26 protein-coding genes and 4 pseudogenes are annotated in these 25,894 nt (G+C 40.4%); 19 read left to right on the forward strand and 11 right to left on the reverse strand.

Annotation, left to right across the window (positions count from 1 at the left end):
• Window positions 1-103: 103 nt before the first annotated feature.
• From PR809_RS15665 to PR809_RS15680, 4 genes and pseudogenes are all read left to right on the forward strand, one after another.
• Window positions 104-604 (forward strand): GNAT family N-acetyltransferase, encoded by a 501-nt coding sequence (locus PR809_RS15665; RefSeq protein ID WP_000376623.1) that lies wholly within the window; start codon window positions 104-106, stop codon window positions 602-604.
• 320 nt (window positions 605-924) lie between these two features.
• A pseudogene (locus PR809_RS15670) lies at window positions 925-993 on the forward strand (EAL domain-containing protein); the annotation flags it as partial.
• Window positions 994-1,110: 117 nt separating this feature from the next.
• A pseudogene (locus PR809_RS15675) lies at window positions 1,111-1,527 on the forward strand (IS6-like element IS6100 family transposase); the annotation flags it as partial.
• A gap of 107 nt (window positions 1,528-1,634) precedes the next feature.
• Window positions 1,635-2,843, forward strand: a complete 1,209-nt coding sequence (locus PR809_RS15680) for an IS4-like element ISVsa5 family transposase (RefSeq protein WP_001339197.1) — start codon at window positions 1,635-1,637, stop codon at window positions 2,841-2,843.
• A gap of 30 nt (window positions 2,844-2,873) precedes the next feature.
• Here the strand turns inward: PR809_RS15680 and PR809_RS15685 are convergent.
• Window positions 2,874-3,269, reverse strand: a pseudogene (locus PR809_RS15685) (helix-turn-helix domain-containing protein); the annotation flags it as partial.
• A gap of 87 nt (window positions 3,270-3,356) precedes the next feature.
• On the opposite strand from PR809_RS15685, the gene tetC reads away from it, so the two are divergent.
• Window positions 3,357-3,950 carry a tetracyline resistance-associated transcriptional repressor TetC gene (gene tetC, locus PR809_RS15690; RefSeq protein WP_000428546.1) on the forward strand — a complete coding sequence of 198 codons (594 nt, stop codon included), beginning with the start codon at window positions 3,357-3,359 and terminating at the stop codon, window positions 3,948-3,950.
• A 112-nt stretch (window positions 3,951-4,062) separates the two neighbouring features.
• Here tetC and tet(B) read toward each other — a convergent pair whose 3' ends face one another.
• Entirely contained in the window at window positions 4,063-5,268 is a 1,206-nt protein-coding gene (tet(B), locus tag PR809_RS15695) for a tetracycline efflux MFS transporter Tet(B) (RefSeq protein ID WP_001089072.1), read from the reverse strand.
• Window positions 5,269-5,349: 81 nt separating this feature from the next.
• Between tet(B) and tetR(B) the strand changes: the two genes are divergently transcribed.
• On the forward strand, window positions 5,350-5,973 hold the full coding sequence (gene tetR(B) / locus PR809_RS15700) for a tetracycline resistance transcriptional repressor TetR(B) (RefSeq protein ID WP_000088605.1): 624 nt from the start codon (window positions 5,350-5,352) through the stop codon (window positions 5,971-5,973).
• On the opposite strand, the gene PR809_RS15705 is transcribed toward tetR(B), so the two are convergent.
• Together PR809_RS15705 and PR809_RS15710 are read right to left on the reverse strand one after the other, a co-directional pair.
• A complete protein-coding gene (locus PR809_RS15705; RefSeq protein WP_001284954.1) occupies window positions 5,951-6,637 on the reverse strand; it encodes an ArsR/SmtB family transcription factor in 687 nt (228 codons plus the stop codon). The genes tetR(B) and PR809_RS15705 overlap by 23 nt on opposite strands.
• A gap of 7 nt (window positions 6,638-6,644) precedes the next feature.
• Window positions 6,645-6,728 (reverse strand): annotated as a pseudogene (locus PR809_RS15710) (amino acid-binding protein); the annotation flags it as partial.
• A gap of 43 nt (window positions 6,729-6,771) precedes the next feature.
• Between PR809_RS15710 and PR809_RS20130 the strand changes: the two are divergent.
• The 10 genes from PR809_RS20130 to PR809_RS15755 all read left to right on the forward strand — a co-directional run bounded on the left by PR809_RS20130 (window position 6,772) and on the right by PR809_RS15755 (window position 15,788).
• Entirely contained in the window at window positions 6,772-6,888 is a 117-nt protein-coding gene (locus tag PR809_RS20130; protein ID WP_241256120.1) for a hypothetical protein, read from the forward strand.
• Between the two features lie 37 nt (window positions 6,889-6,925).
• A complete protein-coding gene (locus tag PR809_RS15715; RefSeq protein WP_024008859.1) occupies window positions 6,926-8,152 on the forward strand; it encodes an MFS transporter in 1,227 nt (408 codons plus the stop codon).
• 355 nt (window positions 8,153-8,507) lie between these two features.
• Window positions 8,508-9,995, forward strand: a complete 1,488-nt coding sequence (locus PR809_RS15720) for a SulP family inorganic anion transporter (protein WP_024008860.1) — start codon at window positions 8,508-8,510, stop codon at window positions 9,993-9,995.
• A 10-nt stretch (window positions 9,996-10,005) separates the two neighbouring features.
• Complete coding sequence (locus PR809_RS15725; protein ID WP_024008861.1) at window positions 10,006-10,857, forward strand: universal stress protein; 852 nt, start codon at window positions 10,006-10,008, stop codon at window positions 10,855-10,857.
• 583 nt (window positions 10,858-11,440) lie between these two features.
• Window positions 11,441-12,508 carry a translesion error-prone DNA polymerase V subunit UmuC gene (gene umuC, locus PR809_RS15730; protein ID WP_159227769.1) on the forward strand — a complete coding sequence of 356 codons (1,068 nt, stop codon included), beginning with the start codon at window positions 11,441-11,443 and terminating at the stop codon, window positions 12,506-12,508.
• 351 nt (window positions 12,509-12,859) lie between these two features.
• Complete coding sequence (locus tag PR809_RS15735; protein ID WP_072070749.1) at window positions 12,860-13,906, forward strand: ParB/RepB/Spo0J family partition protein; 1,047 nt, start codon at window positions 12,860-12,862, stop codon at window positions 13,904-13,906.
• A 2-nt stretch (window positions 13,907-13,908) separates the two neighbouring features.
• On the forward strand, window positions 13,909-14,253 hold the full coding sequence (locus tag PR809_RS15740) for a single-stranded DNA-binding protein (protein WP_023159966.1): 345 nt from the start codon (window positions 13,909-13,911) through the stop codon (window positions 14,251-14,253).
• Window positions 14,246-14,668: a hypothetical protein gene (locus PR809_RS15745; protein WP_048821775.1), complete on the forward strand. Its 423-nt coding sequence runs from the start codon at window positions 14,246-14,248 to the stop codon at window positions 14,666-14,668. Before PR809_RS15740 ends, PR809_RS15745 begins: the two co-directional genes overlap by 8 nt.
• A gap of 9 nt (window positions 14,669-14,677) precedes the next feature.
• Window positions 14,678-15,070, forward strand: a complete 393-nt coding sequence (locus tag PR809_RS15750; RefSeq protein WP_109910891.1) for a hypothetical protein — start codon at window positions 14,678-14,680, stop codon at window positions 15,068-15,070.
• 349 nt (window positions 15,071-15,419) lie between these two features.
• Window positions 15,420-15,788 (forward strand): hypothetical protein, encoded by a 369-nt coding sequence (locus PR809_RS15755; protein WP_109910890.1) that lies wholly within the window; start codon window positions 15,420-15,422, stop codon window positions 15,786-15,788.
• Window positions 15,789-15,885: 97 nt separating this feature from the next.
• Here PR809_RS15755 and PR809_RS15760 read toward each other — a convergent pair whose 3' ends face one another.
• Complete coding sequence (locus tag PR809_RS15760; RefSeq protein WP_096864993.1) at window positions 15,886-16,113, reverse strand: plasmid partition protein ParG; 228 nt, start codon at window positions 16,111-16,113, stop codon at window positions 15,886-15,888.
• A 108-nt stretch (window positions 16,114-16,221) separates the two neighbouring features.
• Window positions 16,222-16,845 (reverse strand): AAA family ATPase, encoded by a 624-nt coding sequence (locus PR809_RS15765; protein ID WP_109910889.1) that lies wholly within the window; start codon window positions 16,843-16,845, stop codon window positions 16,222-16,224.
• Window positions 16,846-17,114: 269 nt separating this feature from the next.
• Between PR809_RS15765 and PR809_RS15770 the strand changes: the two genes are divergently transcribed.
• Genes PR809_RS15770 through PR809_RS15780 form a run of 3 tightly spaced genes read left to right on the forward strand, consistent with a single transcriptional unit; the run spans window position 17,115 to window position 18,103 of the window.
• A complete protein-coding gene (locus tag PR809_RS15770; protein WP_096864992.1) occupies window positions 17,115-17,360 on the forward strand; it encodes an AbrB/MazE/SpoVT family DNA-binding domain-containing protein in 246 nt (81 codons plus the stop codon).
• The gene (gene mazF / locus PR809_RS15775; protein WP_023159957.1) at window positions 17,360-17,692 is read left to right on the forward strand and encodes an endoribonuclease MazF; all 333 of its coding nucleotides are present in this window, start codon (window positions 17,360-17,362) and stop codon (window positions 17,690-17,692) included. The genes PR809_RS15770 and mazF overlap by 1 nt, the downstream gene beginning before the upstream one ends.
• Before the next feature lie 30 nt (window positions 17,693-17,722).
• Entirely contained in the window at window positions 17,723-18,103 is a 381-nt protein-coding gene (locus PR809_RS15780; RefSeq protein ID WP_096864991.1) for a hypothetical protein, read from the forward strand.
• Between the two features lie 85 nt (window positions 18,104-18,188).
• Here PR809_RS15780 and PR809_RS15785 read toward each other — a convergent pair whose 3' ends face one another.
• The 5 genes from PR809_RS15785 to PR809_RS15805 all read right to left on the reverse strand — a co-directional run bounded on the left by PR809_RS15785 (window position 18,189) and on the right by PR809_RS15805 (window position 25,829).
• Window positions 18,189-18,332, reverse strand: a complete 144-nt coding sequence (locus PR809_RS15785) for a Hok/Gef family protein (RefSeq protein ID WP_071547955.1) — start codon at window positions 18,330-18,332, stop codon at window positions 18,189-18,191.
• Between the two features lie 364 nt (window positions 18,333-18,696).
• Entirely contained in the window at window positions 18,697-19,494 is a 798-nt protein-coding gene (locus PR809_RS15790) for a hypothetical protein (RefSeq protein ID WP_048607643.1), read from the reverse strand.
• 1,052 nt (window positions 19,495-20,546) lie between these two features.
• The gene (locus PR809_RS15795) at window positions 20,547-21,746 is read right to left on the reverse strand and encodes a hypothetical protein (RefSeq protein ID WP_166266189.1); all 1,200 of its coding nucleotides are present in this window, start codon (window positions 21,744-21,746) and stop codon (window positions 20,547-20,549) included.
• Window positions 21,739-22,530: a M48 family metallopeptidase gene (locus PR809_RS15800; RefSeq protein WP_144138630.1), complete on the reverse strand. Its 792-nt coding sequence runs from the start codon at window positions 22,528-22,530 to the stop codon at window positions 21,739-21,741. The genes PR809_RS15795 and PR809_RS15800 overlap by 8 nt, the downstream gene beginning before the upstream one ends.
• A gap of 2 nt (window positions 22,531-22,532) precedes the next feature.
• Window positions 22,533-25,829: a type I restriction endonuclease subunit R gene (locus PR809_RS15805; protein ID WP_144138632.1), complete on the reverse strand. Its 3,297-nt coding sequence runs from the start codon at window positions 25,827-25,829 to the stop codon at window positions 22,533-22,535.
• Between the last annotated feature and the right edge of the window lie 65 nt (window positions 25,830-25,894).

Below are 25,894 nucleotides of genomic sequence, written 5' to 3' on the forward strand. Positions count from 1 at the left end.
GCGGACCCTGGTCAGGTTCCGCGAAGGTGGGCGCAGACATGCTGGGCTCGTCAGGATCAAACTGCACTATGAGGCGGCGGTTCATACCGCGCCAGGGGAGCGAATGGACAGCGAGGAGCCTCCGAACGTTCGGGTCGCCTGCTCGGGTGATATCGACGAGGTTGTGCGGCTGATGCACGACGCTGCGGCGTGGATGTCCGCCAAGGGAACGCCCGCCTGGGACGTCGCGCGGATCGACCGGACATTCGCGGAGACCTTCGTCCTGAGATCCGAGCTCCTAGTCGCGAGTTGCAGCGACGGCATCGTCGGCTGTTGCACCTTGTCGGCCGAGGATCCCGAGTTCTGGCCCGACGCCCTCAAGGGGGAGGCCGCATATCTGCACAAGCTCGCGGTGCGACGGACACATGCGGGCCGGGGTGTCAGCTCCGCGCTGATCGAGGCTTGCCGCCATGCCGCGCGAACGCAGGGGTGCGCCAAGCTGCGGCTCGACTGCCACCCGAACCTGCGTGGCCTATACGAGCGGCTCGGATTCACCCACGTCGACACTTTCAATCCCGGCTGGGATCCAACCTTCATCGCAGAACGCCTAGAACTCGAAATCTAACGTCCGTTCGGGCATCGAGGTCCATGTCGGGGTGGGACGGGCCCGTGGCTTCAAGATCACTTGCAGTCCGACCGCGATGTCTTGGTTGCGCGAGAGGTTGTCGATATCCTCCACTTCCATCATCAACCCTGGATAATGCCGCCGCCGTCATCGCCGCCGACGCCCGTGCCGGGCTTTTCGGGCCTGTCAGGCTTGCTCGGCCTTCAGCCTGCCTGGGCGAGATCTCCGGCGGACGGATTAACGGCGGAGCTTCGCCGCCTTTCGTGCGTGTGAAGGCCGAAGATAGTTCTCTCAAAAACATCCGTTTATGAGAGATACCAAATGTCATTTTCAGAAGACGACTGCACCAGTTGATTGGGCGTAATGGCTGTTGTGCAGCCAGCTCCTGACAGTTCAATATCAGAAGTGATCTGCACCAATCTCGACTATGCTCAATACTCGTGTGGGCTCTGTTGCAAAAATCGTGAAGCTTGAGCATGCTTGGCGGAGATTGGACGGACGGAACGATGACGGATTTCAAGTGGCGCCATTTCCAGGGTGATGTGATCCTGTGGGCGGTGCGCTGGTATTGTCGCTATCCGATCAGCTATCGCGACCTTGAGGAAATGCTGGCGGAACGCGGCATTTCGGTCGACCATACGACGATCTATCGCTGGGTCCAGTGCTACGCCCCGGAGATGGAGAAGCGGCTGCGCTGGTTCTGGCGGCGTGGCTTTGATCCGAGCTGGCGCCTGGATGAAACCTACGTCAAGGTGCGGGGCAAGTGGACCTACCTGTACCGGGCAGTCGACAAGCGGGGCGACACGATCGATTTCTACCTGTCGCCGACCCGCAGCGCCAAGGCAGCGAAGCGGTTCCTGGGCAAGGCCCTGCGAGGCCTGAAGCACTGGGAAAAGCCTGCCACGCTCAATACCGACAAAGCGCTGATGAATCCCCTAATGATTTTGGTAAAAATCATTAAGTTAAGGTGGATACACATCTTGTCATATGATCAAATGGTTTCGCGAAAAATCAATAATCAGACAACAAGATGTGCGAACTCGATATTTTACACGACTCTCTTTACCAATTCTGCCCCGAATTACACTTAAAACGACTCAACAGCTTAACGTTGGCTTGCCACGCATTACTTGACTGTAAAACTCTCACTCTTACCGAACTTGGCCGTAACCTGCCAACCAAAGCGAGAACAAAACATAACATCAAACGAATCGACCGATTGTTAGGTAATCGTCACCTCCACAAAGAGCGACTCGCTGTATACCGTTGGCATGCTAGCTTTATCTGTTCGGGCAATACGATGCCCATTGTACTTGTTGACTGGTCTGATATTCGTGAGCAAAAACGACTTATGGTATTGCGAGCTTCAGTCGCACTACACGGTCGTTCTGTTACTCTTTATGAGAAAGCGTTCCCGCTTTCAGAGCAATGTTCAAAGAAAGCTCATGACCAATTTCTAGCCGACCTTGCGAGCATTCTACCGAGTAACACCACACCGCTCATTGTCAGTGATGCTGGCTTTAAAGTGCCATGGTATAAATCCGTTGAGAAGCTGGGTTGGTACTGGTTAAGTCGAGTAAGAGGAAAAGTACAATATGCAGACCTAGGAGCGGAAAACTGGAAACCTATCAGCAACTTACATGATATGTCATCTAGTCACTCAAAGACTTTAGGCTATAAGAGGCTGACTAAAAGCAATCCAATCTCATGCCAAATTCTATTGTATAAATCTCGCTCTAAAGGCCGAAAAAATCAGCGCTCGACACGGACTCATTGTCACCACCCGTCACCTAAAATCTACTCAGCGTCGGCAAAGGAGCCATGGGTTCTAGCAACTAACTTACCTGTTGAAATTCGAACACCCAAACAACTTGTTAATATCTATTCGAAGCGAATGCAGATTGAAGAAACCTTCCGAGACTTGAAAAGTCCTGCCTACGGACTAGGCCTACGCCATAGCCGAACGAGCAGCTCAGAGCGTTTTGATATCATGCTGCTAATCGCCCTGATGCTTCAACTAACATGTTGGCTTGCGGGCGTTCATGCTCAGAAACAAGGTTGGGACAAGCACTTCCAGGCTAACACAGTCAGAAATCGAAACGTACTCTCAACAGTTCGCTTAGGCATGGAAGTTTTGCGGCATTCTGGCTACACAATAACAAGGGAAGACTTACTCGTGGCTGCAACCCTACTAGCTCAAAATTTATTCACACATGGTTACGCTTTGGGGAAATTATGAGGGGATCTCTCAGTGCATTGCCTCCAATTCCCATAATTTATTACGCCGATAATAACTTGGTGTAACCTTAAAAATGTACTTAAATCGACGTGTAAAAGATTGTTGGGAATCAAATTGATATTTTAATGCGATCTCAAGGATAGTTTTTTTCGTCAACCTCAACTCAACAGCCGCTTTCGTCAAACGACGAGCACGAATATAGCTAGCCAGTGTGACCCCTGTTACTTTTTTGAACAGCCGCTGAAAATACCACTTGGTATAACCCGCTTTATTCGCCACATCATCAAGCAGTAAAGACTGATCTAAATTATGTTCAATCCATAATAGAACATCTTTGATAACCGTTGTATGAAACTGCTTATCATCATATCTTAATTGGATGTTATTAGCTTTATTTTGATAGCGAGAATGCTGTTCAATATACATAAAATAACCTAAATGTTCTTAAGATTGTCACGACCACATCATCATGATACCATAAACATACTGACGGTATGTTATTTTAAATCTATCATGGAAAATAAAAATCATCAACAAGAAAATTTTAAGAGTACCTATCAATCACTGGTTAACTCAGCACGAATATTGTTTGTTGAAAAAGGCTATCAAGCTGTTTCAATAGATGAGATCTCGGGAAAAGCGTTGGTGACCAAAGGTGCCTTTTATCATCACTTTAAAAATAAAAAACAATTACTCAGTGCCTGTTATAAGCAGCAATTAATTATGATTGATGCCTACATCACAACAAAAACTGATTTAACAAATGGTTGGTCTGCCTTAGAAAGTATATTTGAACATTATCTTGATTATATTATTGATAATAATAAAAACCTTATCCCTATCCAAGAAGTGATGCCTATCATTGGTTGGAATGAACTTGAAAAAATTAGCCTTGAATACATTACTGGTAAGGTAAACGCCATTGTCAGCAAATTGATCCAAGAGAACCAACTTAAAGCTTATGATGATGATGTGCTTAAAAACTTACTCAATGGCTGGTTTATGCATATCGCAATACATGCGAAAAACCTAAAAGAGCTTGCCGATAAAAAAGGCCAATTTATTGCTATTTACCGCGGCTTTTTATTGAGCTTGAAAGATAAATAAAATAGATAGGTTTTATTTGAAGCTAAATCTTCTTTATCGTAAAAAATGCCCTCTTGGGTTATCAAGAGGGTCATTATATTTCGCGGAATAACATCATTTGGTGACGAAATAACTAAGCACTTGTCTCCTGTTTACTCCCCTGAGCTTGAGGGGTTAACATGAAGGTCATCGATAGCAGGATAATAATACAGTAAAACGCTAAACCAATAATCCAAATCCAGCCATCCCAAATTGGTAGTGAATGATTATAAATAACAGCAAACAGTAATGGGCCAATAACACCGGTTGCATTGGTAAGGCTCACCAATAATCCCTGTAAAGCACCTTGCTGATGACTCTTTGTTTGGATAGACATCACTCCCTGTAATGCAGGTAAAGCGATCCCACCACCAGCCAATAAAATTAAAACAGGGAAAACTAACCAACCTTCAGATATAAACGCTAAAAAGGCAAATGCACTACTATCTGCAATAAATCCGAGCAGTACTGCCGTTTTTTCGCCCCATTTAGTGGCTATTCTTCCTGCCACAAAGGCTTGGAATACTGAGTGTAAAAGACCAAGACCCGCTAATGAAAAGCCAACCATCATGCTATTCCATCCAAAACGATTTTCGGTAAATAGCACCCACACCGTTGCGGGAATTTGGCCTATCAATTGCGCTGAAAAATAAATAATCAACAAAATGGGCATCGTTTTAAATAAAGTGATGTATACCGAATTCGATTGCGTCTCAACCCCTACTTCGGTATCTGTATTATCACGTGTATTTTTGGTTTCACGGAACCAAAACATAACCACAAGGAAAGTGACAATATTTAGCAACGCAGCGATAAAAAAGGGACTATGCGGTGAAATCTCTCCTGCAAAACCACCAATAATAGGCCCCGCTATTAAACCAAGCCCAAAACTTGCCCCTAACCAACCGAACCACTTCACGCGTTGAGAAGCTGAGGTGGTATCGGCAATGACCGATGCCGCGACAGCCCCAGTAGCTCCTGTGATCCCTGAAAGCAAACGGCCTAAATACAGCATCCAAAGCGCACTTGAAAAAGCCAGCAATAAGTAATCCAGCGATGCGCCTATTAATGACAACAACAGCACTGGGCGCCGACCAAATCGGTCAGACATTTTTCCAAGCCAAGGAGCAAAGATAACCTGCATTAACGCATAAAGTGCAAGCAATACGCCAAAGTGGTTAGCGATATCTTCCGAAGCAATAAATTCACGTAATAACGTTGGCAAGACTGGCATGATAAGGCCAATCCCCATGGCATCGAGTAACGTAATTACCAATGCGATCTTTGTCGAACTATTCATTTCACTTTTCTCTATCACTGATAGGGAGTGGTAAAATAACTCTATCAATGATAGAGTGTCAACAAAAATTAGGAATTAATGATGTCTAGATTAGATAAAAGTAAAGTGATTAACAGCGCATTAGAGCTGCTTAATGAGGTCGGAATCGAAGGTTTAACAACCCGTAAACTCGCCCAGAAGCTAGGTGTAGAGCAGCCTACATTGTATTGGCATGTAAAAAATAAGCGGGCTTTGCTCGACGCCTTAGCCATTGAGATGTTAGATAGGCACCATACTCACTTTTGCCCTTTAGAAGGGGAAAGCTGGCAAGATTTTTTACGTAATAACGCTAAAAGTTTTAGATGTGCTTTACTAAGTCATCGCGATGGAGCAAAAGTACATTTAGGTACACGGCCTACAGAAAAACAGTATGAAACTCTCGAAAATCAATTAGCCTTTTTATGCCAACAAGGTTTTTCACTAGAGAATGCATTATATGCACTCAGCGCTGTGGGGCATTTTACTTTAGGTTGCGTATTGGAAGATCAAGAGCATCAAGTCGCTAAAGAAGAAAGGGAAACACCTACTACTGATAGTATGCCGCCATTATTACGACAAGCTATCGAATTATTTGATCACCAAGGTGCAGAGCCAGCCTTCTTATTCGGCCTTGAATTGATCATATGCGGATTAGAAAAACAACTTAAATGTGAAAGTGGGTCTTAAAAGCAGCATAACCTTTTTCCGTGATGGTAACTTCACGGTAACCAAGATGTCGAGTTAACCACCCTTTAGATTCATAAAGCGAAAATAATGCGGCTCCAACGTACCCACCTAAATGGAAACGGCGTTCACTCCAATCTAAACACGCACAACAGATTTTACGTGAATGTTTGGAAGGAACGTCAATTCCCATTTCATGAAAATATTGAATACCACTTAATGTGATCATTGAACCATTTTCAGTGATCCATTGCTGTTGACAAAGGGAATCATAGATCTTAACGGCAACTTCGCCAGCTAAATGATCATAGCAAGTACGTGCTTTTCGTAAATGCACTGGCGTGGAAACTTTGGCATGTACGCCATGGTTTAAGGAGATCCCCATCATACTTTCCATCAATTCAGCAATATCTTTTCCTGCTAGCCGAAAATAACGATGCTTGCCTTGAGCTACTACTGTGATTAGCTGGCAATCTAATAATTTAGATAAATGACTGCTCGCCGTTGAAGCTGATATATTCGCCACAGAACTTAGCTCAGTGGCCGTCCAAGCTCGCCCATCCATCAAAGCACTGAGTATTTTAACTCGTGAAATGTCAGACATAGCCGCCCCTATCGCGGCTATTGAGGACTCAAAGGTAACCTCTTTTCGTATTAAATTAGCCATCGCAAGTTCACTTTATTGCCCAAGGGAGCGTAACAGATGCAGCCATACTATCATTGTCCGTTATTAATATCAGTTGGTTAGCATGGTCAGCGTTAGACTTTATTCAAGCTCCTCCTAAAGATTGCAAAATTAATGTGATTGCCCCCCCACCTTCATTCCCTGTTTCTCGTTTTACTCGATCTAAAGGAAAACTAGAATTAGGGTATCGACAGGGATTGGAAAAAGGTATCTTATTTCTAGAAAACGTATGATTGTTGTTTTCCAATCAATTGATTATTGGAGTGATTTTTGAGTAGTTATTTTCGTTTTATGAGCCAAGAATGGCCGCTTTTAAGCTTTGGCTTTATTACTGTTTTTATCGGTAATATTGGCCAATCATTTTTTTTGAGTTGGTATGGCGCAGATATTCAACAATCACTTAACATTTCTGCTGAGGACTATGGTTTCATTTATGCCATTGCCACGTTGTGCAGTAGTGCCGTCATTTTTATGGTTGGCGGCCTTGTTGACCGTTGGGCTTTGCATAAAGTGGTTATTGTCGTGTCATTTTTACTTTGTGTTTCCTGTTTATTAATGGCGAACATTCAAACTGTGTGGATGTTATTTTTTGCATTTTGGGGACTGAGGCTCGCTGGACAAGGACTCTTTCCACATACCGCGCAAACAACCATGCTTCGAGTTTACACTCACCAAAGGGGGAAAGCGCTTAGCCTTTCTGCTAGCGGAGTTGCCTTCGGTGAAATGGTGCTTCCCATAATTTTAATGACGACTATCGCTTTGCTTGGTTGGAGGTGGAGTTGGTTGATGTTGGCATTGATAGTCATGATTATTTATTTACCAATGGCTTTAACTTTATTAAAAAAGTCGAATACATCTGATAAGAAAAAACCTTTGGAACCCAAAAGCACAAAAACACAAGAGCAAGGGCGTAGAGATGTCGTGAAAGATTGGCGATTTTGGTCGATTATTCCTGCCGTTTTATCCGCTCCATTTATTGTGACGGCCGTATTTATTCAACAAAATTACTTACTGGAACAAAAGGGATGGCCTGCAAGTTTATTAGCGAGTAGTTTCGTTGCATATGGTTTTTTACATTGGGCAAGTTCTATGGTCTCTGGCTCTTTGATTGATCGTTTTCAAGCTAAATCTTTATTACCATTTCTTCCATTACCTTTAATTGCCGGTTTATTAGTCTTAACGTTATTGGATAATTACTGGGCTGCACCTCTATTTATGTCCTTATTTGGTCTAGGCATTGGTAGTTCCAGTCCTGTTATTAGTGCATTATGGGTAGAGATTTATGGGACTCAGCATATTGGAGCAATCCGCTCTATGGTGACCTCAATGATGATCTTTTCTACAGCAGCTGCCCCATGGATATTTGGGATATTTATTGAAAAAGGCTGGACAGCTTCCACTCTATTTGGTTTGTTTAGCGGCCTAACTATGATCGGATTATTACTTCTTATACCTGCTTATCAGTCCTTTAAAGATAAACAGTGTCATAGTGACTAAAAGAGTGTTAAAGATTAATTCATCTAATGATGAAGTGAAAAACCGTTTCTTTTTTGTTCTTACCATATAGACCTTTTGTGATATTCGTGTAACAATTCACACATTATTAATTTTAAAAGGATTGTAAGTTGCATATTACGCCGCCTTAGGCTACCCACCTCTTTCTTCAAAATTGTCACCATTTTGCGTGACTATTATGCCGTTTGCCGGCAGGTACCTTAGTACCATTTATTCTATTAATTTCATTAAATACAATTTCAAAGCAGCATAGTGCGTTCACTAAATTATCTTAGGCTAAATCTGCCTATAGGATCTTGTGTGCATCGATGTCGCTTTCTTTTATGATAGGATTTTCATGTTAGAAAAAATAAAACTTGAATGGTTTTCGAATGTTCGTGGCGATTTGCTCGCGGGTATTGTTGTGGCTTTAGCTCTGATCCCAGAAGCTATTGCTTTTTCTATTATTGCAGGTGTTGACCCTAAAGTTGGTCTTTACGCTTCTTTTTGTATCACTTTCATTATCTCTATTGTGGGTGGCCGCCCCGGAATGATTTCGGCTGCAACGGGTGCGATGGCGTTACTTATGGTCACTTTGGTTAAAGACCACGGTTTAGAGTATTTGTTAGCGGCAACTATGTTAACAGGGGTATTCCAAATCATAGCCGGATATTTAAAACTCGGCAGCTTAATGCGTTTTGTATCACGCTCTGTCGTGACGGGGTTTGTTAATGCATTAGCAATTCTTATCTTTATGGCTCAATTGCCCGAGTTAACCAATGTAACTTGGCATGTTTACGCGATGACAGCAGCAGGGTTAGGAATTGTTTATTTATTCCCATATGTTCCTGCTATCGGTAAAGCGATCCCATCTCCTTTGATTTGCATCATCGTTTTGACAATTGTAGCAAGCGTCTCTGGAATGGATATACGAACTGTTGGTGATATGGGGCAACTTCCCGATACGCTGCCTATTTTCTTATGGCCAGAAGTTCCACTTAATCTTGAAACTTTATTCATTATTTTACCTTATTCATTGGGCCTCGCTATGGTTGGTCTGTTGGAATCAATGATGACCGCCACGATTGTGGATGACCTTACGGATACCAAAAGTAATCGTAATCAAGAGTGTAAGGGACAAGGTATTGCTAACATTGGTGCAGGCTTAATGGGCGGTATGGCTGGTTGTGCCATGATTGGCCAGTCAATTATTAATATTAAATCTGGCGGACGTGGACGATTATCCACCTTAAGCTCCGGTATTTATCTTATCATCATGGTAGTTTTTCTAGATGAATGGCTTAAGCAAATCCCGATGGCAGCGTTAGTTGCAGTAATGATTATGGTAGCAATTGGTACCTTTTCTTGGAGTTCAATTAGAGATCTTAAAAAGCACCCATTATCAACAAATATTGTGATGATAACGACCGTTGTTGTGGTTGTGGCAACGCATAACTTAGCAATTGGTGTTTTTGTCGGGGTGTTATTAGCGACGTTATTCTTTGCCAATAAAATTGGTCGTTTTATGGTGGTAAAAACAGAGTCACCAGTAGATGCAAGCCGAACTTATCAAGTTATGGGACAAGTCTTTTTTGCATCATCAGAGCAATTTATTGAATCATTTGATTTTAAAGAGGTGGTGAATAAAGTTGTGATTGATCTCACTCATGCTCACTTTTGGGATATTACTTCAGTATCATCACTTGATAAGGTGGTGATTAAATTCCGACGCGAAGGAACAGATGTTGAAATTATTGGGATGAGTGAAGCAACAGAAACCATCGTTGATAAGTTTGGTGTGCATAATGATCCTAAAGAAGTCGAAAAGCTCATGGCAGGCCACTAAGGAGAAAGTAATGAATAACGTAATTACCTGTATTGATGGCTCAATCTATGCTGATTCCACTTGCCGTGCTGGCATTTGGGCATCGAATAAATTGAATAAAAAATTGTTGTTGTTACACGCAATTGAGAAAACACCATCAACCCAAGCCGAAGATCTTAGTGGTGCTATTGGCTTAGGCGCTCGTTCATCTTTATTAACTGAAATGGCCAGTTTAGATGAACAAAAAAGCAAATTAGCCTTGGAGTTAGGTAAAGAGATGCTGGAACATGCTTCTCAATTAGCGCAAGCACAAGGTTGTCACACAATTGAAAAAATGCAACGACATAGCGGTATCGTTGAAGCCATTTATGATCTGGAAGAAGAGGCTCGTTTAATTGTGATTGGACGCTCTGGTGAAAGCCATGGTGATAATTTCAATGTGGTGGGCTCTCACATTGAGCAAATTATTCGTCAAGTTCATACTCCTGTTGTTATTGCCAATAAAGAGTTTGCAGCCCCTAAAAGTTTTATGTTGGCTTATGATGGGCGTGAAACCGCAGATAAAGCGGTGAAAACTATTATTGAAGGAGGCTTACTTCATGGTTTGACATGTCATCTTGTCAGTGTGAAAAACAATCAACCTAAACAACAAGAAAAGTTTCAGCAAACCGAAGCTATGCTGAAAGAGAATGGATTTGAAGTATGTTCGAGTTTATTGGAAGGCAATGTATTTAATTCATTGATGGAATATAAATCGAGTCATGATGTTGAAATGCTTGTGATGGGCGCATTTTCACGCTCTAAGCTGGCACAGGTTTTCCTTGGCAGTAATACACTTAAAATGATGGAAAGTACTCAACTACCAATGGTAATTCTTCGCTAAGAAATTTTATTGGTTGTACTATTAGTCCAGCACAATTGAGTGCTGGTCTTTTTTGTCAAATTAAGTGTGATATACCTTATCCCTCCTTAATTCTGGTTCAGAAAATCTTTCCACAGAAGTTTCTGTGCGTTTATTGATGACTCAAGTATCAATGAACAACATGTAAAAATCCGAAGTGCAGTGACACTATTTGCCCCTCAATATCAAGAGTACTTGGTTAAAACGAAAAGGCTAACTCGCAACTCTTGGAATGATCCTGTAATGGCTGCTCTATAAGTTACTGGGTATCAAATGTTTGAGTCTAGTACAGTGAAAGTTGCACGCAGGGTTCTCAAGAAGACGGCTTTTAATAACAAATGTCGTCCACCCGACAAAGTGAATTGTGTTGGTGCTGAGTGAAGATTGTACATTCGATCCCTCGGTACTAAACTTAGTACATCTTAGTAATCCAATTGGTAAAAATTAGACATGTTGATGAATACTTACTATTAAAAATAGACAGCTGATTAAGCTCGGTGATTTTTTTAATATTAGATACTATCAACCTATGAAAGGTAATGGTTAATCGCTTACTTATCTATCTTTGACAGGAATTCTTAGCCAACTGTACGTACTTTATGCTGACATCAGCAACCGAGTCATGGACACACTATCTGATTTTGCCCCAAGAGTAGAAACGTATAGTATCGACGAGCAGTATCTAGATATGACCGGCATGTCTAGAAACTTTCCATTAGAAGATTACGGTCGCAAGATACAACAACGAATTTTGCAGATAGCTCATGTACCGGTCGGTGTTGGTTTTGCTCAAACTAAAACACTGGCTAAACTGGCAAACCATGCTGCTAAAACATGGACCAAAACAGGCGGTGTAGTCGATTTGAGTGCTACTTCACGCCAGAAACGGCTCATGTCCCTTGTGCCTGTTAATGAAGTATGGGGTGTGGGTAGAAAAATAAGTAACCGGCTAAATGCTATGGGGATAGTTACAGCGCTTGATTTGGCTAGGGCTGAAACAACCATGATCCGTAAAACATTCGGTGTGGTTGTAGAACGCACTGTGAGAGAGCTGAACGGTGAATCTTGCATCGAGCTTGAAGAAGTAGCAAAAACTAAAGAGCAAATCATTTGTTCACGTTCATTTGGAAAAAAAATTGAGCTCTATGAGCATATGCATCAGGCTATCTGCGAGTATTCAGAGAGAGCAGCAGAGAAACTTCGAGCTGAAAAACGAGTCTGTTCCTTTGTTTCTGTTTTTATCCAAACCAGCCATTACGCCAGCGGACCTCAATACTACAACCACCGTTCTGAACGGTTAGAATATCCAAGTGCTGATACAAGAGACATTATCAATGCAGCAGTGCGTCTGTTAAAGACCATCTGGAAATCGGGAGTTAAATATCACAAAGCTGGCATCATGCTCACTGATTTTTCTGATCCATCAGTTACTCAACTTAATTTATTTTCTGATAGTAAACCCTACAAAGGAAGTGAACAATTGATGAAAACCTTGGACCAGATAAATAATCGAGGTGTTAGCAAAATATGGTTCGCTGGAAAGGGAATGGACACAAACTGGCGCATGAAGCGAGAAATGCTTTCACCGGCATACACTACGAGAATTTCAGATCTTCCCGTAGTGAAGATTTAGAGGAAATCCACCAGCGTATTCAGCAGGATTCACCGCAATCCTACAATTGCTTCAACCAGTATACCTAAATTGAGAACGTCTTTCGTTTAGAATTATATTCATATTTCTGAACATTATTAAGATAATGAAACAATCATTATCAATTTATGATTGTTGCGATATGTCATTGATATGATTATCTTTAACACTTTTACCCTCTGGAGTTGTTCGCCTTTAACTAATTGATAGCAATGCACATAAATCGAAATGATGCCGTTTTCCTTATGTAACTAAGGAAAATAGAAAATCCTGTGTGATAGCCTTACGTCGAATAAAAATAATACCTAGTTACACAATGACAAGGCGAGGACTATGAATACTAACGCAGCAATTTCAACGAATAGCAGTCAACAAAATTCGAATATGAGCAAGGTACTTCTCAATGACCTACCCTACCCTACTCTGAAGAAAAATACTGAAGCGCACAATATCTCAACATTACGCAAAATGTCTGATGCCTTTGAGGAAAAGGTGTGTTCGCGTGGTGATATTTATCGCGTTAACGTTGAGTTACTGTACGTACAGGAAGGTTTCAATCTTCGGGAGATTGATACTGAACATGCTGGACGAATCAAGAATTCGTATGTATCAGGTGTTTATGTTCCACCTATCGTTGTGAAAGTTATAACGGTTGATAATCTGCCACGCTTACAGATTATTGATGGACACCACAGATATTGCGCTCTACGCATGGCAATGGAAGAAGGATGCACGATTAAAGGCGTATACGTCACGGAGTTCTCAGGCAGTCAGCAACTTGAGATCGTCAATATGCTGACATCTTCAGAAGGAAAACCTTTAGCTCCGTTAGAAAAAGCTGATGGTTTCCATCGTTTACTTAGTATGGGATGGGAAAAAAAGGAAATTGCACGATATACGAACACAAGTGTTGTTACGATCAACAGATTATTACGCTTGTTCCGAGCAGATTACAGAATCACTGATCTTGTCAGAAAGAACCTGATTACTTCAGATTTAGCCATAGAAATACTGCTTGAGTGTGAAGAAACTAATCAAGAGGCATATGATGTGATCATTGCAGGATTGCAGAAGGCGACTGACAGCGGCAAAAATAAAGTCACACGGAAATTTGTACCTTCAGCGAAGAAAGTACCTTTTTCAAAAAAAGAAATACATTCCGTGTTTTCACAATTAAGTGAAATCCGCACAACAATTCACGACAAAGTTGCTGATATTCAAGAAAATGATGAAACAGTGACTGTCGAAATGCCGGTAACAATTGTGACCCTGCTTAATGATGTTCTTCAGAAGTTTGCGAATGATGAATCCGCCGCATCTAATGATGATGAGAACGAACCGAGCAAAACCGAATCCAACACTGAAGCTATTCAGGCTTAACTATGGAATTACTTAACAAGGTGCAACTGATCGCACGATTAGGTTCGTCCCCGAAAGATAATCTGAAGTATTCAGAACGTAACGGTGAGGCAATGACCTACTTCTCTGTTGCAATTAACCGGCATGACTCGAAAGGAAACCCGATAACAGATTGGTTTAACATTAGTGCATACGGAAAAATAGCAGAAATAGCAGCTAATTTTGGTCAGAAAGGACAACTTGTTTACATCGAAGCAAGGCTACAACCGACTAATAATTCCTGTTCTATAATAATGAATTACCAGACAGGTGTGTTTAGAGTATTACCTAATAGTAAAAATACAAATGCAGGAGAGCAGAATGGCTAAGGCAGACCAAATTTCAAATTGTAACGTTCAAAATCCTAATTATGTGATGGCAGAAATGAAACGAGATCAAACAGTTCTAAACTATGCCCTATTTAAAGCGCGTGAGAAGCTACACGAGCTCAAACACCTAATGAATACGTCACAGTGCAGTGAAAGTGAAATTTTGCGCTATAACGGGGTTTTGGAGATGCTGGATAGCATATTTTCATCAGATGAAAAGGAACGTCAGAACTTATATCACTCTATGATCATGTCTGGTGTACAAATCATGTCCGGTAAGTTAAGTGGTGAGAATAGACAAGCCGTATTAGAAGCAACGACACCAGATCAGTTGGATGAGGTTTTAAAAGCCTCGGAAAATGAGGTATGGACTGAGTTGCAACTGCTATGTGAACAGCAGAACAACCTAAACTAAGAATCCAAAATGAAACTGACAATATCCTTGCCTTTCATTCTGATAACTACGCTGATCTCAGTGCCAGCGTTGGGTAATAGTTATTCTGCAATGGAAGGGATTGAAGGACAGCGATATTCTGATTTAGAGAAATACAAAGCCAACTGTCCAGCTTGTATGAGTGTTGTACAAAACATTAAAGATATCCGCTATCGGGCATGTGCACAATCAGTCACGGCAGATGATGTGATAATTAGGGACCCATTATATGGCTATTTGAATAGTTTGAAATTCATGTTGAATGATGATGCTTATAAACAGGTATTGACAATCATTGGTCATGAGAAGGATTGTTCTAATAGTATGAATTGGCTAGAAAAGGCTAATTCAAAGATCGAGCCACAGCTAAACAAGACATATTGACGGCTATGTGCTGCGCTTTGTACCTCTATTTTTCTGCCCTGCCAAAATGACAGCCAAAAAAAAACGCCACAATGTGGCGTTATAACCCTAGTGTTGGTACTTATTATAATCATATAACGTATGGCAAAACTAATTATACACATAAACACCCATGTGTATATGTGTTAATGTGTATTTGTGTATTTGTGTGTGATTCGTCACATATACACATATGTGTTAATGTGTGTACGCACATATAAAAATATTTTAGGCTTTATAGGTAATCAATCTAAAATCTAAGTGAAGAATTAAATCACAGGTACAATAATAAAAAGCAAAAACACTACCAGTTAAAGTAGAGGACCGGAGCATGTTTGTTTTTAATGAAGAAACGTTCCAACGGAACCCCAGTAATCCATGTCCAGATAATGAATTCAATAGTGACGTGATTGATTTTATAAAGGAAATAAGAAAGTTTTATCCTGAGTTAGAACATTGGAGCAATACCGGTGTACTGTTTGCTTGGGAAGGATATCTGCAAGATGTATACGCGGTCGGTTGGACTGAATTGGTACGCAAGAGAGAGAACGGCTTTCTCGCATACTGCTACATATCGCAGTTACGACCATGCTTTGATTTTGGTGGAACAGGGACATACAACACTGAAGTTTGGGATCTTGGAGAGCAAGAGCCGTGGAAAAAACAACTATTGCCAAAACTACCAGATTGGCTCGAATAATTGAGCATGAGGCACTTTTGTTTTGAATGTTACCTAGTGAAATTGAGATAAAAGTACAATAAAAAGGGATGAAATATCATCCCTATAAAACCACTACCTATTCATTTTCCTTTAGCCACTGATGAACATAATCTGATATTACATCTTTCATTGTGGTGTTTCGTTTGACACATGCAGCTTTGAATCGAATTTGAGTATCTTCGTCAAGATCTACATTAATGCGTTTGGTTTTTGTACTTTTATCAAGAATTTTATCTAAGTCTCTGTTTTCACCGAATTTCATTTTCTGTGAATTTGCTGATTCGTTAACTTTTTTAAGTGCCATAAAGTATCTCTTTTAATTTCAAAACACATATGCGCTTATGTGTTTTAGCGCACACGTGTAGATACACGTTCGTGTTAATGTGTTAATGTGTTAATGTGTGAATACACATTATGACTCAAAAATAGTCAAAATTTCTCTGGTTAGTATTTCTATCTCGCCTTTTGCATTTCCATCATTAGTTTCAAAAATACTCTTACCATCTAGAATAGATTTGATATAGCTCTGCCGTTGAGAAATAGCTGTTTTGAAAGAAGGCAAGCCAGTATCTTTGAGGTTGTCTTTTAATACTTGCAACATAGTTGTTTGGTCAATTTTACGAGTAATCAGAAATCTAGCTTCTACTTTACGGCTGTATGCTTGAGCTTCGAGGACCGATGTAACACTACCGGCTGCGGAAAAATCAAGAGGGCTTGGCGAGACTGGAATTATAACTAGATCACTAACCATAACTGCTGCTGATGTAATGACAGAAAGTGAACCAGCTCCATCTACAATGACAAAATCATAATCACTTAGATCTTTACGGATGCTATAAACGTCTTTCTCACTGGCGGCGGTGAAAACATCATAATCACAGTTCCCTTCTTTAGACCAGTTAGATAGGCTCATTTGAGGATCTGTATCTACAACTGCTAATAAATAACCTGCTTTCTGCATAGCAGTAGCAACATTTATGACGGTGGTTGTTTTTCCAGAGCCGCCTTTCGGATTTAAAAAAGAAATTACTTTCACTGGAAAACCTCATATGTTTGTTTGTGTTTTTTTCATTATCTAAGGAAGCCAAAAAATAATCAATGTGTATTTGTGTTAATGTGTATTTAAGCAAAAACACATTAAATTATAAGAAAAACATACCTGACCTGTGAAATCAGTTAGTTACACACGCGATAATGTGTTTATGTGTTTATGTGTTTAGTCACATTAACACAATCAACAATGTTGATACATTTAAATTAGAGTGCTACTATTAAAACTCGGACGTTGAATTGTAGAGGTGATAAATGGCTCAGGTCACAGTAAAAAAATGGGGCAATAGCCCGTCTGTACGGCTTCCTGTTGCAATCATGCAAAAAGCGGCACTTAGCGTTGATGATACGGTTGAAATAGCGGTAGAAGAAGGTCGTATCATCATTACGCCAGTTAAAGCAGTAGAATACTCATTAGAAAATTTGTTAGCCGGTATCACGCCGGAGAATATTCATGAGAAAGTAGACTTCGGAGCTCGAACAGGTAAGGAATTAATTTAATGGTATCTCGATACGTTCCTGATTCTGGCGATTTGATTTGGATTGACTTTGATCCAGTTGAAGGACATGAGCAGGGCGGTCATCGTCCAGCAGTTGTCCTCAGCCCATTTGCATACAATAATAAAGTAGGGCTCTTATTATGCGTACCATGTACAACTAAGGGCAAAGGCTATCCATTTGAATGCGAACTCTCGAACGAAAGAGACAGCTACGCATTAGCGGATCAAGTTACATGTGTTGACTGGAGAGCTCGTAAGGTTACTAAAAAGGGCAAAGTGGAGGCATCAGAACTGGCAGAGATAAAAGCTAAAGCAAAGGCGTTAATAGGTTAGATATAATAATTATAAGGGTTATGGGATAGAATGGAAAATGAAACACTACACACAGCAACAGGTAATCAAACTCCTTTAGATAATGCTATATCATCATTAAGCTCTATTTTAGATGTTATTTTCACAGTAAATGATTATGTTTTGTTTTTTATAATTTTAATAATGATTTTCGCTAAATCGAAATCAAGACTATTCAAATTGGCATTTGGTTATTCTGGTATATCAGTTGTATTTTTACTCTCTAGCTATTTTATCAGGGATGATTTACTGTTTGATATTAATAATACACCGCGATTCGGATTATTAATGATCAATATAGGCATGATTACAACAGCATTATATTTAATATACTGGCTTATCTATCTATTCAACGAAAGTGGTATGATTGATAGCAAAAAGAGTGAACCATAGCTAACCGAAAAAGGGTGCTTGTATCACCAATCCTTCGTAATCTATAAAAGAGAAAATGTGGGGGTTTCCCCCCACAAGAGCAACATTACTTATCACAAGATAGCGTAGCTTGAACCACTGTGCCTCCGCTTGTGAAATTTAGTGAACATAAGCGATCACGCATTAACAATGAGAAGCACAGAACTGTGATGCACACAGCAATCAGCCCAATCAGGGCAAATTTGCTCATTTCTCTTGACTCCTTGAGTAAAAGGAGACAGAATCAAATTGCGAAGTTTGTAGACTGCCTCGAATTAAGGGTTATACCTGATTCGGGGCTTTCGTCTTTTTGGCTCGTATCAATGCTCGAACCAAAATGATTCAAGCACCCAAAACGATATTAGCAGATTATTATTAATTGCAATACTATTTATTATTAATAATATTTGTTTGTTTTTATGATATTTCTTTAAGTATTTTAATATAAATGGCTCATACTAACTTGAATTGAATAATATCAATTATATATTTAAATATTCTATGAAATCACCATATATTAGTGGTGGGTATAATTTTATTTACACCCACATGTTATTAATACCTTTCAATAAACCTTAATAGCTACCTTTGTAGCAAGTAGAGATGAATTGTAATTCTCCGTTATTAGATATTTTTGAGTGTAGCACATCAATGCTATATTTAATCATAAAATCTGAAATCTCTTTTGTACAAAAGCTATTCTTCCATTTAGATATTCTTGATATGTTTTGTTCAAAAGCAAACGCATCAACATCTGCATTTTTAAGAGAGAGTAACTTTTTATCTGTGGTATCAAAATTTAGCATATAAGTATTAACCGGACTAGACATCGTTTGTGTAACACCAATATATTTAACATCCCACGCATTAGTTTTATTGAATGAATTGGTTATGTACTCATCTAGCCAGATGTTTATCTTATCCATTTCATCCTTAGATGTTTCCTTCTTGTCAATAAAATCATTTCTACTAAATATATATGTTTTTAAGGTTTCTCCGTTAACAACATCTCTTATAGTTAGCACATTGTTTGCCGTAGAGAAAAATATCTGTGGTTCAGACAGATCAGCACCATACCAACGAGCATTGGGTAAGTTTTCGTCAAAGAAACTTAGTCTGTTTGTTGACTCTTTTCTACACAGATATGAAAAGAGTTTACCATCTTGGCTTCTTATGTATCTAATTCTACTGATATTATTTGAAATTTCCGTCGATTGCATTATATCTATATCACGATCATATATGGTAGATAATCCTGCTTTACAAATTTCTGATAGTGAAAATGACATTTGACTTTCAGCGGAAATCGCATTTTGGATATGTGTGATACTCAATGATAAGACTGCAAATAAAATTAATTTATTGGCTTTCACATTTTTTCCTTTATTTTTACTATAAATTAGCACTTATAGAATTATAAAAATTTATAATTATAGCTACATGGTAGCTATTCAATTGATTCTGATATTACCAAAAAAAGGAAATCACTAATCAGTGTATTAAACCTACTTTCTACCCACAAATTCATAATACAAGTTACATTATGGATTTTAATCATCAATAATGTGCAATATATCACCGAGTATTGTTATATTTGCAATAATATCTATGTTTTAATGTATCGGAACAATATAGTTTGTACACTAACGCCATTTTGGAACAATAAAGTTTATACACTACTCGTATTAAGTTTGTAGATGTAGGCTAGCTCTGCTCATGGTCCCCATTGACCAGCGAATCACACTACCACAGTTCAACTGATATCATAATAAATTGAGATTGTTAGCCTAAATACATTGTTTTATGAAGGGCCGACACCTACTTTTGCTACTCTCAAAGAAAAGTCATTACAGTGGTAGCTTATAGACATTGAGTAGTTACATATGAAATACGAAACAACTTCATTACCGTTCGCGCCAAACTTTGAAAATTGGCCTGTAGGCTCGACTGAGCGCTTAGTCCATGGATATTGGCAGTTGGGTATGATGAGATTGCACACACTGTCTATGAACTGTAGTAAAGATTTTCAAGACAGATACAATCGGATTAATCACAAACTGGGTGCAGATACGGCCTATATTGATCTTCTAAAGTTAGATGAAGACCAGTATACAACTCACTTACTAAATATTATTCAAAACGATAAGCGGCCAGCTTGGATTTGGTTCATTAATTGTGGAGCGCTGCTGAATACGTCGATAGCTGGATGGCTAAGATCTATTCTTACTACTGGCAACGTGGAGCATATTCGAGTTACTTTTCTTCTTGATAGCCAAGACCAATACAATCTTATATTCCAAGATTATTCAGCACCTCTTTACAAGTCCACTACTAAACTTATGACCAATTGACGCTATATATTTGGGTTGTTTACAACTTGTAATTACATAAAAAACATCGCTTACATTATCAAAAGAGGAAATATTCAAAACTTTAAATCTCTCAAAACCTTTGATACGTATTCATTATATGCTTTCTCTCCTCCATAAGAAGAGTGTAATTCATATTTTTCAATATTTTTCCTTACTAGAATCTCACCATCTCTAACACCTATATTCTCTTGATGTGAATAAACTTTATCAATCATCTCAGATAGTTTATCTTCACAAATATTTCTTGGTGGTATATGTACATCTAAAATAGAAACTGCTTTTTTGAAGTAAACTTGAGACTGCTCAGCCACTGGACACATTTCACCAAAGTTTATATTAATTTTACAGAGTGAGCAGTTAGATTTTCGATCTTTCCAAACTTTATATATTCTCTTATGAAGATTAGCTTTAGCTAAGGAGAATGACTGTAATTTTAATTGCTCTTTCAGAAACTCAATAATTGATTCATAATCAAATTCTAAATAGAAATCCAAGTACTCTTCCAATGAAAATTTTATTTCTTCAGATCGCTTATGTTTGATAGTAGCCTGACGCTCTTTATTCGTTAGATAACCATAATCCACCAATTCTGTATAACCATTATGATAGCAAGTGCTTTTTGACTTAAAGTGATTGATAAGTAATGGTTTAACGCATGGCGCAAACTTTATTTCGGATTTGCTCAGAGGCCAACTTGTATATGCATAAAAACCATCCAATGTTTTGCAAAGAAACCTATCGACGCAGTTTCCAGACAATATATATTGTACGACCTCAAATATTTCCTTCCTGCTTACTCTTGAGTCAATAGCATGAAGAATACTTTGATGGACTTTGCAAAAATCTTCATATAGCCACTCATATTTAAAGTATGAGAACCCAGATTCTTTTATTTGCACATCAATACACTTTCGGCAGAATTTAATTTGAATAGTATTCCCACAAGATTTCACATATTTTGTTGGAGAAAATGTCTTATTAAGATTATTCACATGACTGATTGGATTAGAAAAGATCGAAACTTGGTTCTTTTCCTGCCTAAACGTCCTCTCATATAGATCGAGTTTAAGATATCGGTCAAGGAACTTAAATTCATGCTTTGCTGATAAGGGTACACTTGGCTTATCCCCCCATCCTCCAGCCATTAGAATTGAGTGAAAACACCTATGGCCACTTCTCCGTAGAACTCTATAAATAAAACTATTTAACGATTCATCAGGCATAGGACCAAAACCATGATGAAAATCACTCATTCAAATACAACTCCGCCATTCCATCGAGCTTACTTTTCACTTCTTTCCAGTTCGGCATCACGCTGGTTAACAATCGCCAGAAGCGTTCACTATGGTTGTATTCCGCAATATGGCAGAGCTCATGCAATATTACGTAATCAATGCACTCTTTGGGTGCTTTGATCAGGTGAGGGTTGAGCATCAACGTACCTTTGGCTGAGCAGCTTCCCCATTGTTTTTGCATCGGCATAATGCGAAATGATGGGATGCCCTCTACCCACGTTGCTTGTGGCAGAAGCTCAGCTAAACGTTCATGGAATATGCGCTCTGCACGAACGCCATACCAACCAGATAGCAGCGCTTTAACTAGCTTTGGCTTATCTTCGTTAAAGCGGTTGAGTGTAACTAACAACTTGCCTCGTTCCATCTTCACGTTGGAAATGGCATCTCTGTCTTCTACCACCTTTAACACATAGCGACGGCCTAGATAGAACTGCATCTCACCACTCACATAGTGTTTGGTTTGCACATATTCTAAGTGAGATCGAAACTCGACCAGTGCATTCCAAATCCATTGAGCGCGTTGCATGACCGCCTCATGGATTGCTGATTTTTCAGCATCTTGAGGCGCAGTAACAGCCACTCGGCAATCTGGATGCACTCGAATGGTGATTTTCTTTTTCTTAGCTTCACCGTTTTTATCTAAAGCAAATACCTTGCGGATCACTTCATAGGTAACAGCTTCATCACCATAGATGAAGCTGTATTCCTCGACATTGCCTTCATTATGGTTAACAGAAGTCATACTTAGTGACCTGATAAGCCAAGGCGAGTGATTTGAATAACATCCGTAATAATGGCTTGCGCTTTGTCGATACCAACATCATTAAACAGCAGTGGCAGCAGTCCTAAACGAATTTGGTTTTCAATCTCCGATGGGTTAATTGAAAACTCAGCAACGGCTTTACGCACAATACCATCAATGTCTAACGCATACTGAAAGCATTGCTCTTCACTCAGAGGCAACGTCTCTCCCAACACTTTTAAGAACAGTCCATAGTAAGCTTGAACATGGCGTTTTATTTTAGGGTCAAGCTCTGCAAAGCGATCCGTTGGTAAACCTGCCACATCACGGTCTTTAACCTGCTGCTCAAAGTCCGCGAATAGAAGATACTGTTTAACTGGGCTATCAAACATCTCCTTGGTTTTCTCGATAGCTTGCTTTAACAAGTTTGAGAAATACTCTTGGGCATACGGATCATCTGCCAAATCTTGCTCAATCATCTTGGTTACACGACCTGTGATGACATCCTTTTTGTTTTTAGCCTCATCATCGGTCATTTGCTCTGGTTTGGCATCTTTACCCATGTTACCAACCAGATAAGCGCCTTCGGGTTCTTCAATCGAGACCCCCGCAATGTGCTTGTCTAACATGGCGCGAATATTTTCCGAATACTCGTCGTAGTCCACGGTTTCTTCTGCATCTGCGCGTACTTGTTGGCGCAGTTGACTCATGGATTTCAGCGTACTCTTATATAGTTCTCGCTTATTGTCGAAGCTCTTATCTTCAAAGTACGTCGCCGATTGCAGGGCAACCTTTAGGCAGTTAGCAAACGTGGTCAGCGCACCATAAAAATCATTACGCAGCTTTAAGTTGGTATCGGTTAATTGACCATCAATGGTATCAATTTTTGGTGCCAAAGCCTGACGAAGTGCTTGTCCGTCTTGCTTGTTCTTCACATCAGAAAAAATGGCCCAAAGGTCATCATACAAACCTGGCAACTTCTTGTACTCGGTATCCATGCGGTTATACAAGCCTTTGAGATCGTCGATATCAAAGCCGCCTTGGGTACGTTCAGCCAAGTCTTGGTACTTCTCAATGGTGATGTCCAGCTCTTTGAGGATGCCACGATAATCAATCAAATAACCGAACTGCTTTTTGCTGTGCAGGCGGTTAACCCGTGCAATAGCTTGAATCAGGTTGTGCTGCTTTAACGGCTTGTCGATATAGAGCACGGTGTTTTTAGGCTCATCAAAGCCCGTTAACAGCTTATCGACCACGATCATAATGTCGGGGCCTTCATCTTTTTCAAACTCTTGAATGATGTGTTTAGTGTAAGCTTTCTCGTCTGCCCAACCTTTTTGTGCGACGTTCTCTTTCCACCAGTTTTGCACCAGATCGGTACTTTCATTATCGACGTTATCGTGTCCCTCGCGGGTATCGGGTGGCGACATCGCAACCACTGAAGTGACTTTGCCGATTTGATCGAGTAGCTTCTTATAACGGATTGCAGAGGCTTTAGAATCACACGCCAGTTGACCTTTCAAACCTTGCTGCTTGAAGTTTTGGAAGTGATCCGAAATATCGTGCGCAATTAACTCTAAACGCCCTTCGGTTTGGTAAATCTGACCTTTTTGAGCGAATTTGCGTTTTAAGTCTGCGCGTTGCTTTTCTGATAGGATATCGGTAATGCGGTCAAACCATGCATCAATGGCTTTGTCGTTGGTGCTCAGATCGGGAATACGTTCTTCATAAAGCAAAGGGGTAACGGTGCCATCTTCGACGGCTTGCTGCATGGTGTAAGAGTGAATGATTTTACCGAACTTGTTCTCGGTTTTATCGTCTTGCAGCAGTGGTGTACCTGTGAAACCGATGTAAGCGGCTTTCGGCAAGGCTTGCTGCATTCGAATGTTGTTCTCACCGTTTTGGCTACGGTGCCCCTCGTCCACTAATACGATAATGTCTGGGCTATCGTTGTAGCATTCCGGTAGGTTAATCGCTGTACCAAACTTGTTGATGATCGAGAAGATGATACGCTCATTGCCTTTACCGATTTGCTCTGCAAGGCGTTTACCTGTGGTTGCCATTGCCTCTTTTTTGTCTTTATCTGACAGTGCGCCACCAGAAGCAAAGGTACGAGCAAGCTGATCTTCTAGATCCACACGGTCGGTCACAACCACAACGCGGCATTTCGCTAACGCTTTAAGCCAAATCAGGGCTTTTGACAAAAACACCATCGTGAAAGACTTACCCGAACCTGTGGTATGCCAGATCACACCGCCGTTACGTGCGCCTTTGTCATCAAAAGAGGTGATGCGTTCCACTAAAGCTTTAATGCCAAATACTTGCTGATAACGCGCAACGATCTTGCCTGCTTTTTTATCAAACAGAGTAAATAGACGGGTTAACTCTAGTAGGCGGTCATGGCGCAACAAGGATACCAATAAGCGGTCTTGGTCTGTCACCACCAAATCACCGCCTGCAATCAGTGATAGATATTCGTCTTTGATTGCTGGCGTGCGATGGCTGAAAATCGCATTCAGTTGCGCGTCATTCAGTGGCGTGTTCTTAAGGCGTTCAAAGGTGCTTTCGGTGATTTCTTCTTCTTTCCATTTCGCCCAGAACTTCTCAGGTGTGCCGCACGTACCGTATAAGCCATCATGACCATTGATGGACAACAACAGTTGGCTGTAAGCAAACAGATGAGGGATTTCATCTACTTTTTGGTTGCGGATGTTTTGCGAAATACCTTCGGTGATGGTGGGTTTGCCATTGATGCTGCTATCAGGACGTTTGGCCTCTATCACCACCCACGGCAAGCCATTAACGAAACAGACCACATCAGGAATGCGTTTACCTGTACCACGGGCGTTATCAACTTCCATCTCTTCGGTGAAATGAAATTGGTTGTTTTCAGGCGTGTCCCAATCGATGATTTGAATGGTTGGGTTGGCTTTTTTACCCTCGACAAATTCCGTTACGCTAATGCCATAAGTTAACGCGTTATAGAGCTTTTCATTGGCCGCTTTTAGCCCTTCATTCATAGCAGGGTTAGCCAGTTCTTGTACGATTTTATCAATTGCAGCTTTCGATAAATGGCGCTCTTTACCCATGAATGAATAAGTTTTAAAGCTCAATACTTTGCGTAACACCTGCGGCAAAATTACGGTGGTTTTGTTGCCACGCATCGCCATGCATTCACTCGGCGGAATAAACTGATAACCAAGGTTGGTGAGCAAAGTTAACGCTGGGATTTTTGCACTTTGCTCTTCTTTGAAATTCGGTGCGTGATGCTTAGGTTCACTAGAAGATAATGGTTCCATACTTAGCCTATGACATTGTTCTTATTGTTAATCAGGGCTTGCTAAACAAGCCCTGTATCGGTCGT

The sequence above is a fragment of the Providencia sp. PROV201 genome, assembly GCF_028479545.1.
GTDB lineage: Bacteria > Pseudomonadota > Gammaproteobacteria > Enterobacterales > Enterobacteriaceae > Providencia > Providencia huaxiensis.

Excerpts from the sequence above, each read along its gene's own strand:
- PR809_RS15760 (WP_096864993.1), bottom strand. The coding sequence starts at position 16,113 with ATGGCACTTAAAAAAGTTAACGAATCAGCAAATTCACAGAAAATGAAA.
- mazF (WP_023159957.1), top strand. The coding sequence starts at position 17,360 with ATGGTATCTCGATACGTTCCTGATTCTGGCGATTTGATTTGGATTGAC.
- PR809_RS15705 (WP_001284954.1), bottom strand. The coding sequence starts at position 6,637 with ATGGCTAATTTAATACGAAAAGAGGTTACCTTTGAGTCCTCAATAGCC.
- PR809_RS15750 (WP_109910891.1), top strand. The coding sequence starts at position 14,678 with ATGAAACTGACAATATCCTTGCCTTTCATTCTGATAACTACGCTGATC.
- PR809_RS15680 (WP_001339197.1), top strand. The coding sequence starts at position 1,635 with ATGTGCGAACTCGATATTTTACACGACTCTCTTTACCAATTCTGCCCC.
- PR809_RS15785 (WP_071547955.1), bottom strand. The coding sequence starts at position 18,332 with ATGAGCAAATTTGCCCTGATTGGGCTGATTGCTGTGTGCATCACAGTT.
- PR809_RS15770 (WP_096864992.1), top strand. The coding sequence starts at position 17,115 with ATGGCTCAGGTCACAGTAAAAAAATGGGGCAATAGCCCGTCTGTACGG.
- PR809_RS15755 (WP_109910890.1), top strand. The coding sequence starts at position 15,420 with ATGTTTGTTTTTAATGAAGAAACGTTCCAACGGAACCCCAGTAATCCA.
- PR809_RS15780 (WP_096864991.1), top strand. The coding sequence starts at position 17,723 with ATGGAAAATGAAACACTACACACAGCAACAGGTAATCAAACTCCTTTA.
- PR809_RS15735 (WP_072070749.1), top strand. The coding sequence starts at position 12,860 with ATGAATACTAACGCAGCAATTTCAACGAATAGCAGTCAACAAAATTCG.
- PR809_RS15720 (WP_024008860.1), top strand. The coding sequence starts at position 8,508 with ATGTTAGAAAAAATAAAACTTGAATGGTTTTCGAATGTTCGTGGCGAT.
- PR809_RS15795 (WP_166266189.1), bottom strand. The coding sequence starts at position 21,746 with ATGAGTGATTTTCATCATGGTTTTGGTCCTATGCCTGATGAATCGTTA.
- PR809_RS15725 (WP_024008861.1), top strand. The coding sequence starts at position 10,006 with ATGAATAACGTAATTACCTGTATTGATGGCTCAATCTATGCTGATTCC.
- PR809_RS15805 (WP_144138632.1), bottom strand. The coding sequence starts at position 25,829 with ATGGAACCATTATCTTCTAGTGAACCTAAGCATCACGCACCGAATTTC.
- PR809_RS15740 (WP_023159966.1), top strand. The coding sequence starts at position 13,909 with ATGGAATTACTTAACAAGGTGCAACTGATCGCACGATTAGGTTCGTCC.
- PR809_RS15745 (WP_048821775.1), top strand. The coding sequence starts at position 14,246 with ATGGCTAAGGCAGACCAAATTTCAAATTGTAACGTTCAAAATCCTAAT.
- PR809_RS15665 (WP_000376623.1), top strand. The coding sequence starts at position 104 with ATGGACAGCGAGGAGCCTCCGAACGTTCGGGTCGCCTGCTCGGGTGAT.
- PR809_RS15800 (WP_144138630.1), bottom strand. The coding sequence starts at position 22,530 with ATGACTTCTGTTAACCATAATGAAGGCAATGTCGAGGAATACAGCTTC.
- tetC (WP_000428546.1), top strand. The coding sequence starts at position 3,357 with ATGGAAAATAAAAATCATCAACAAGAAAATTTTAAGAGTACCTATCAA.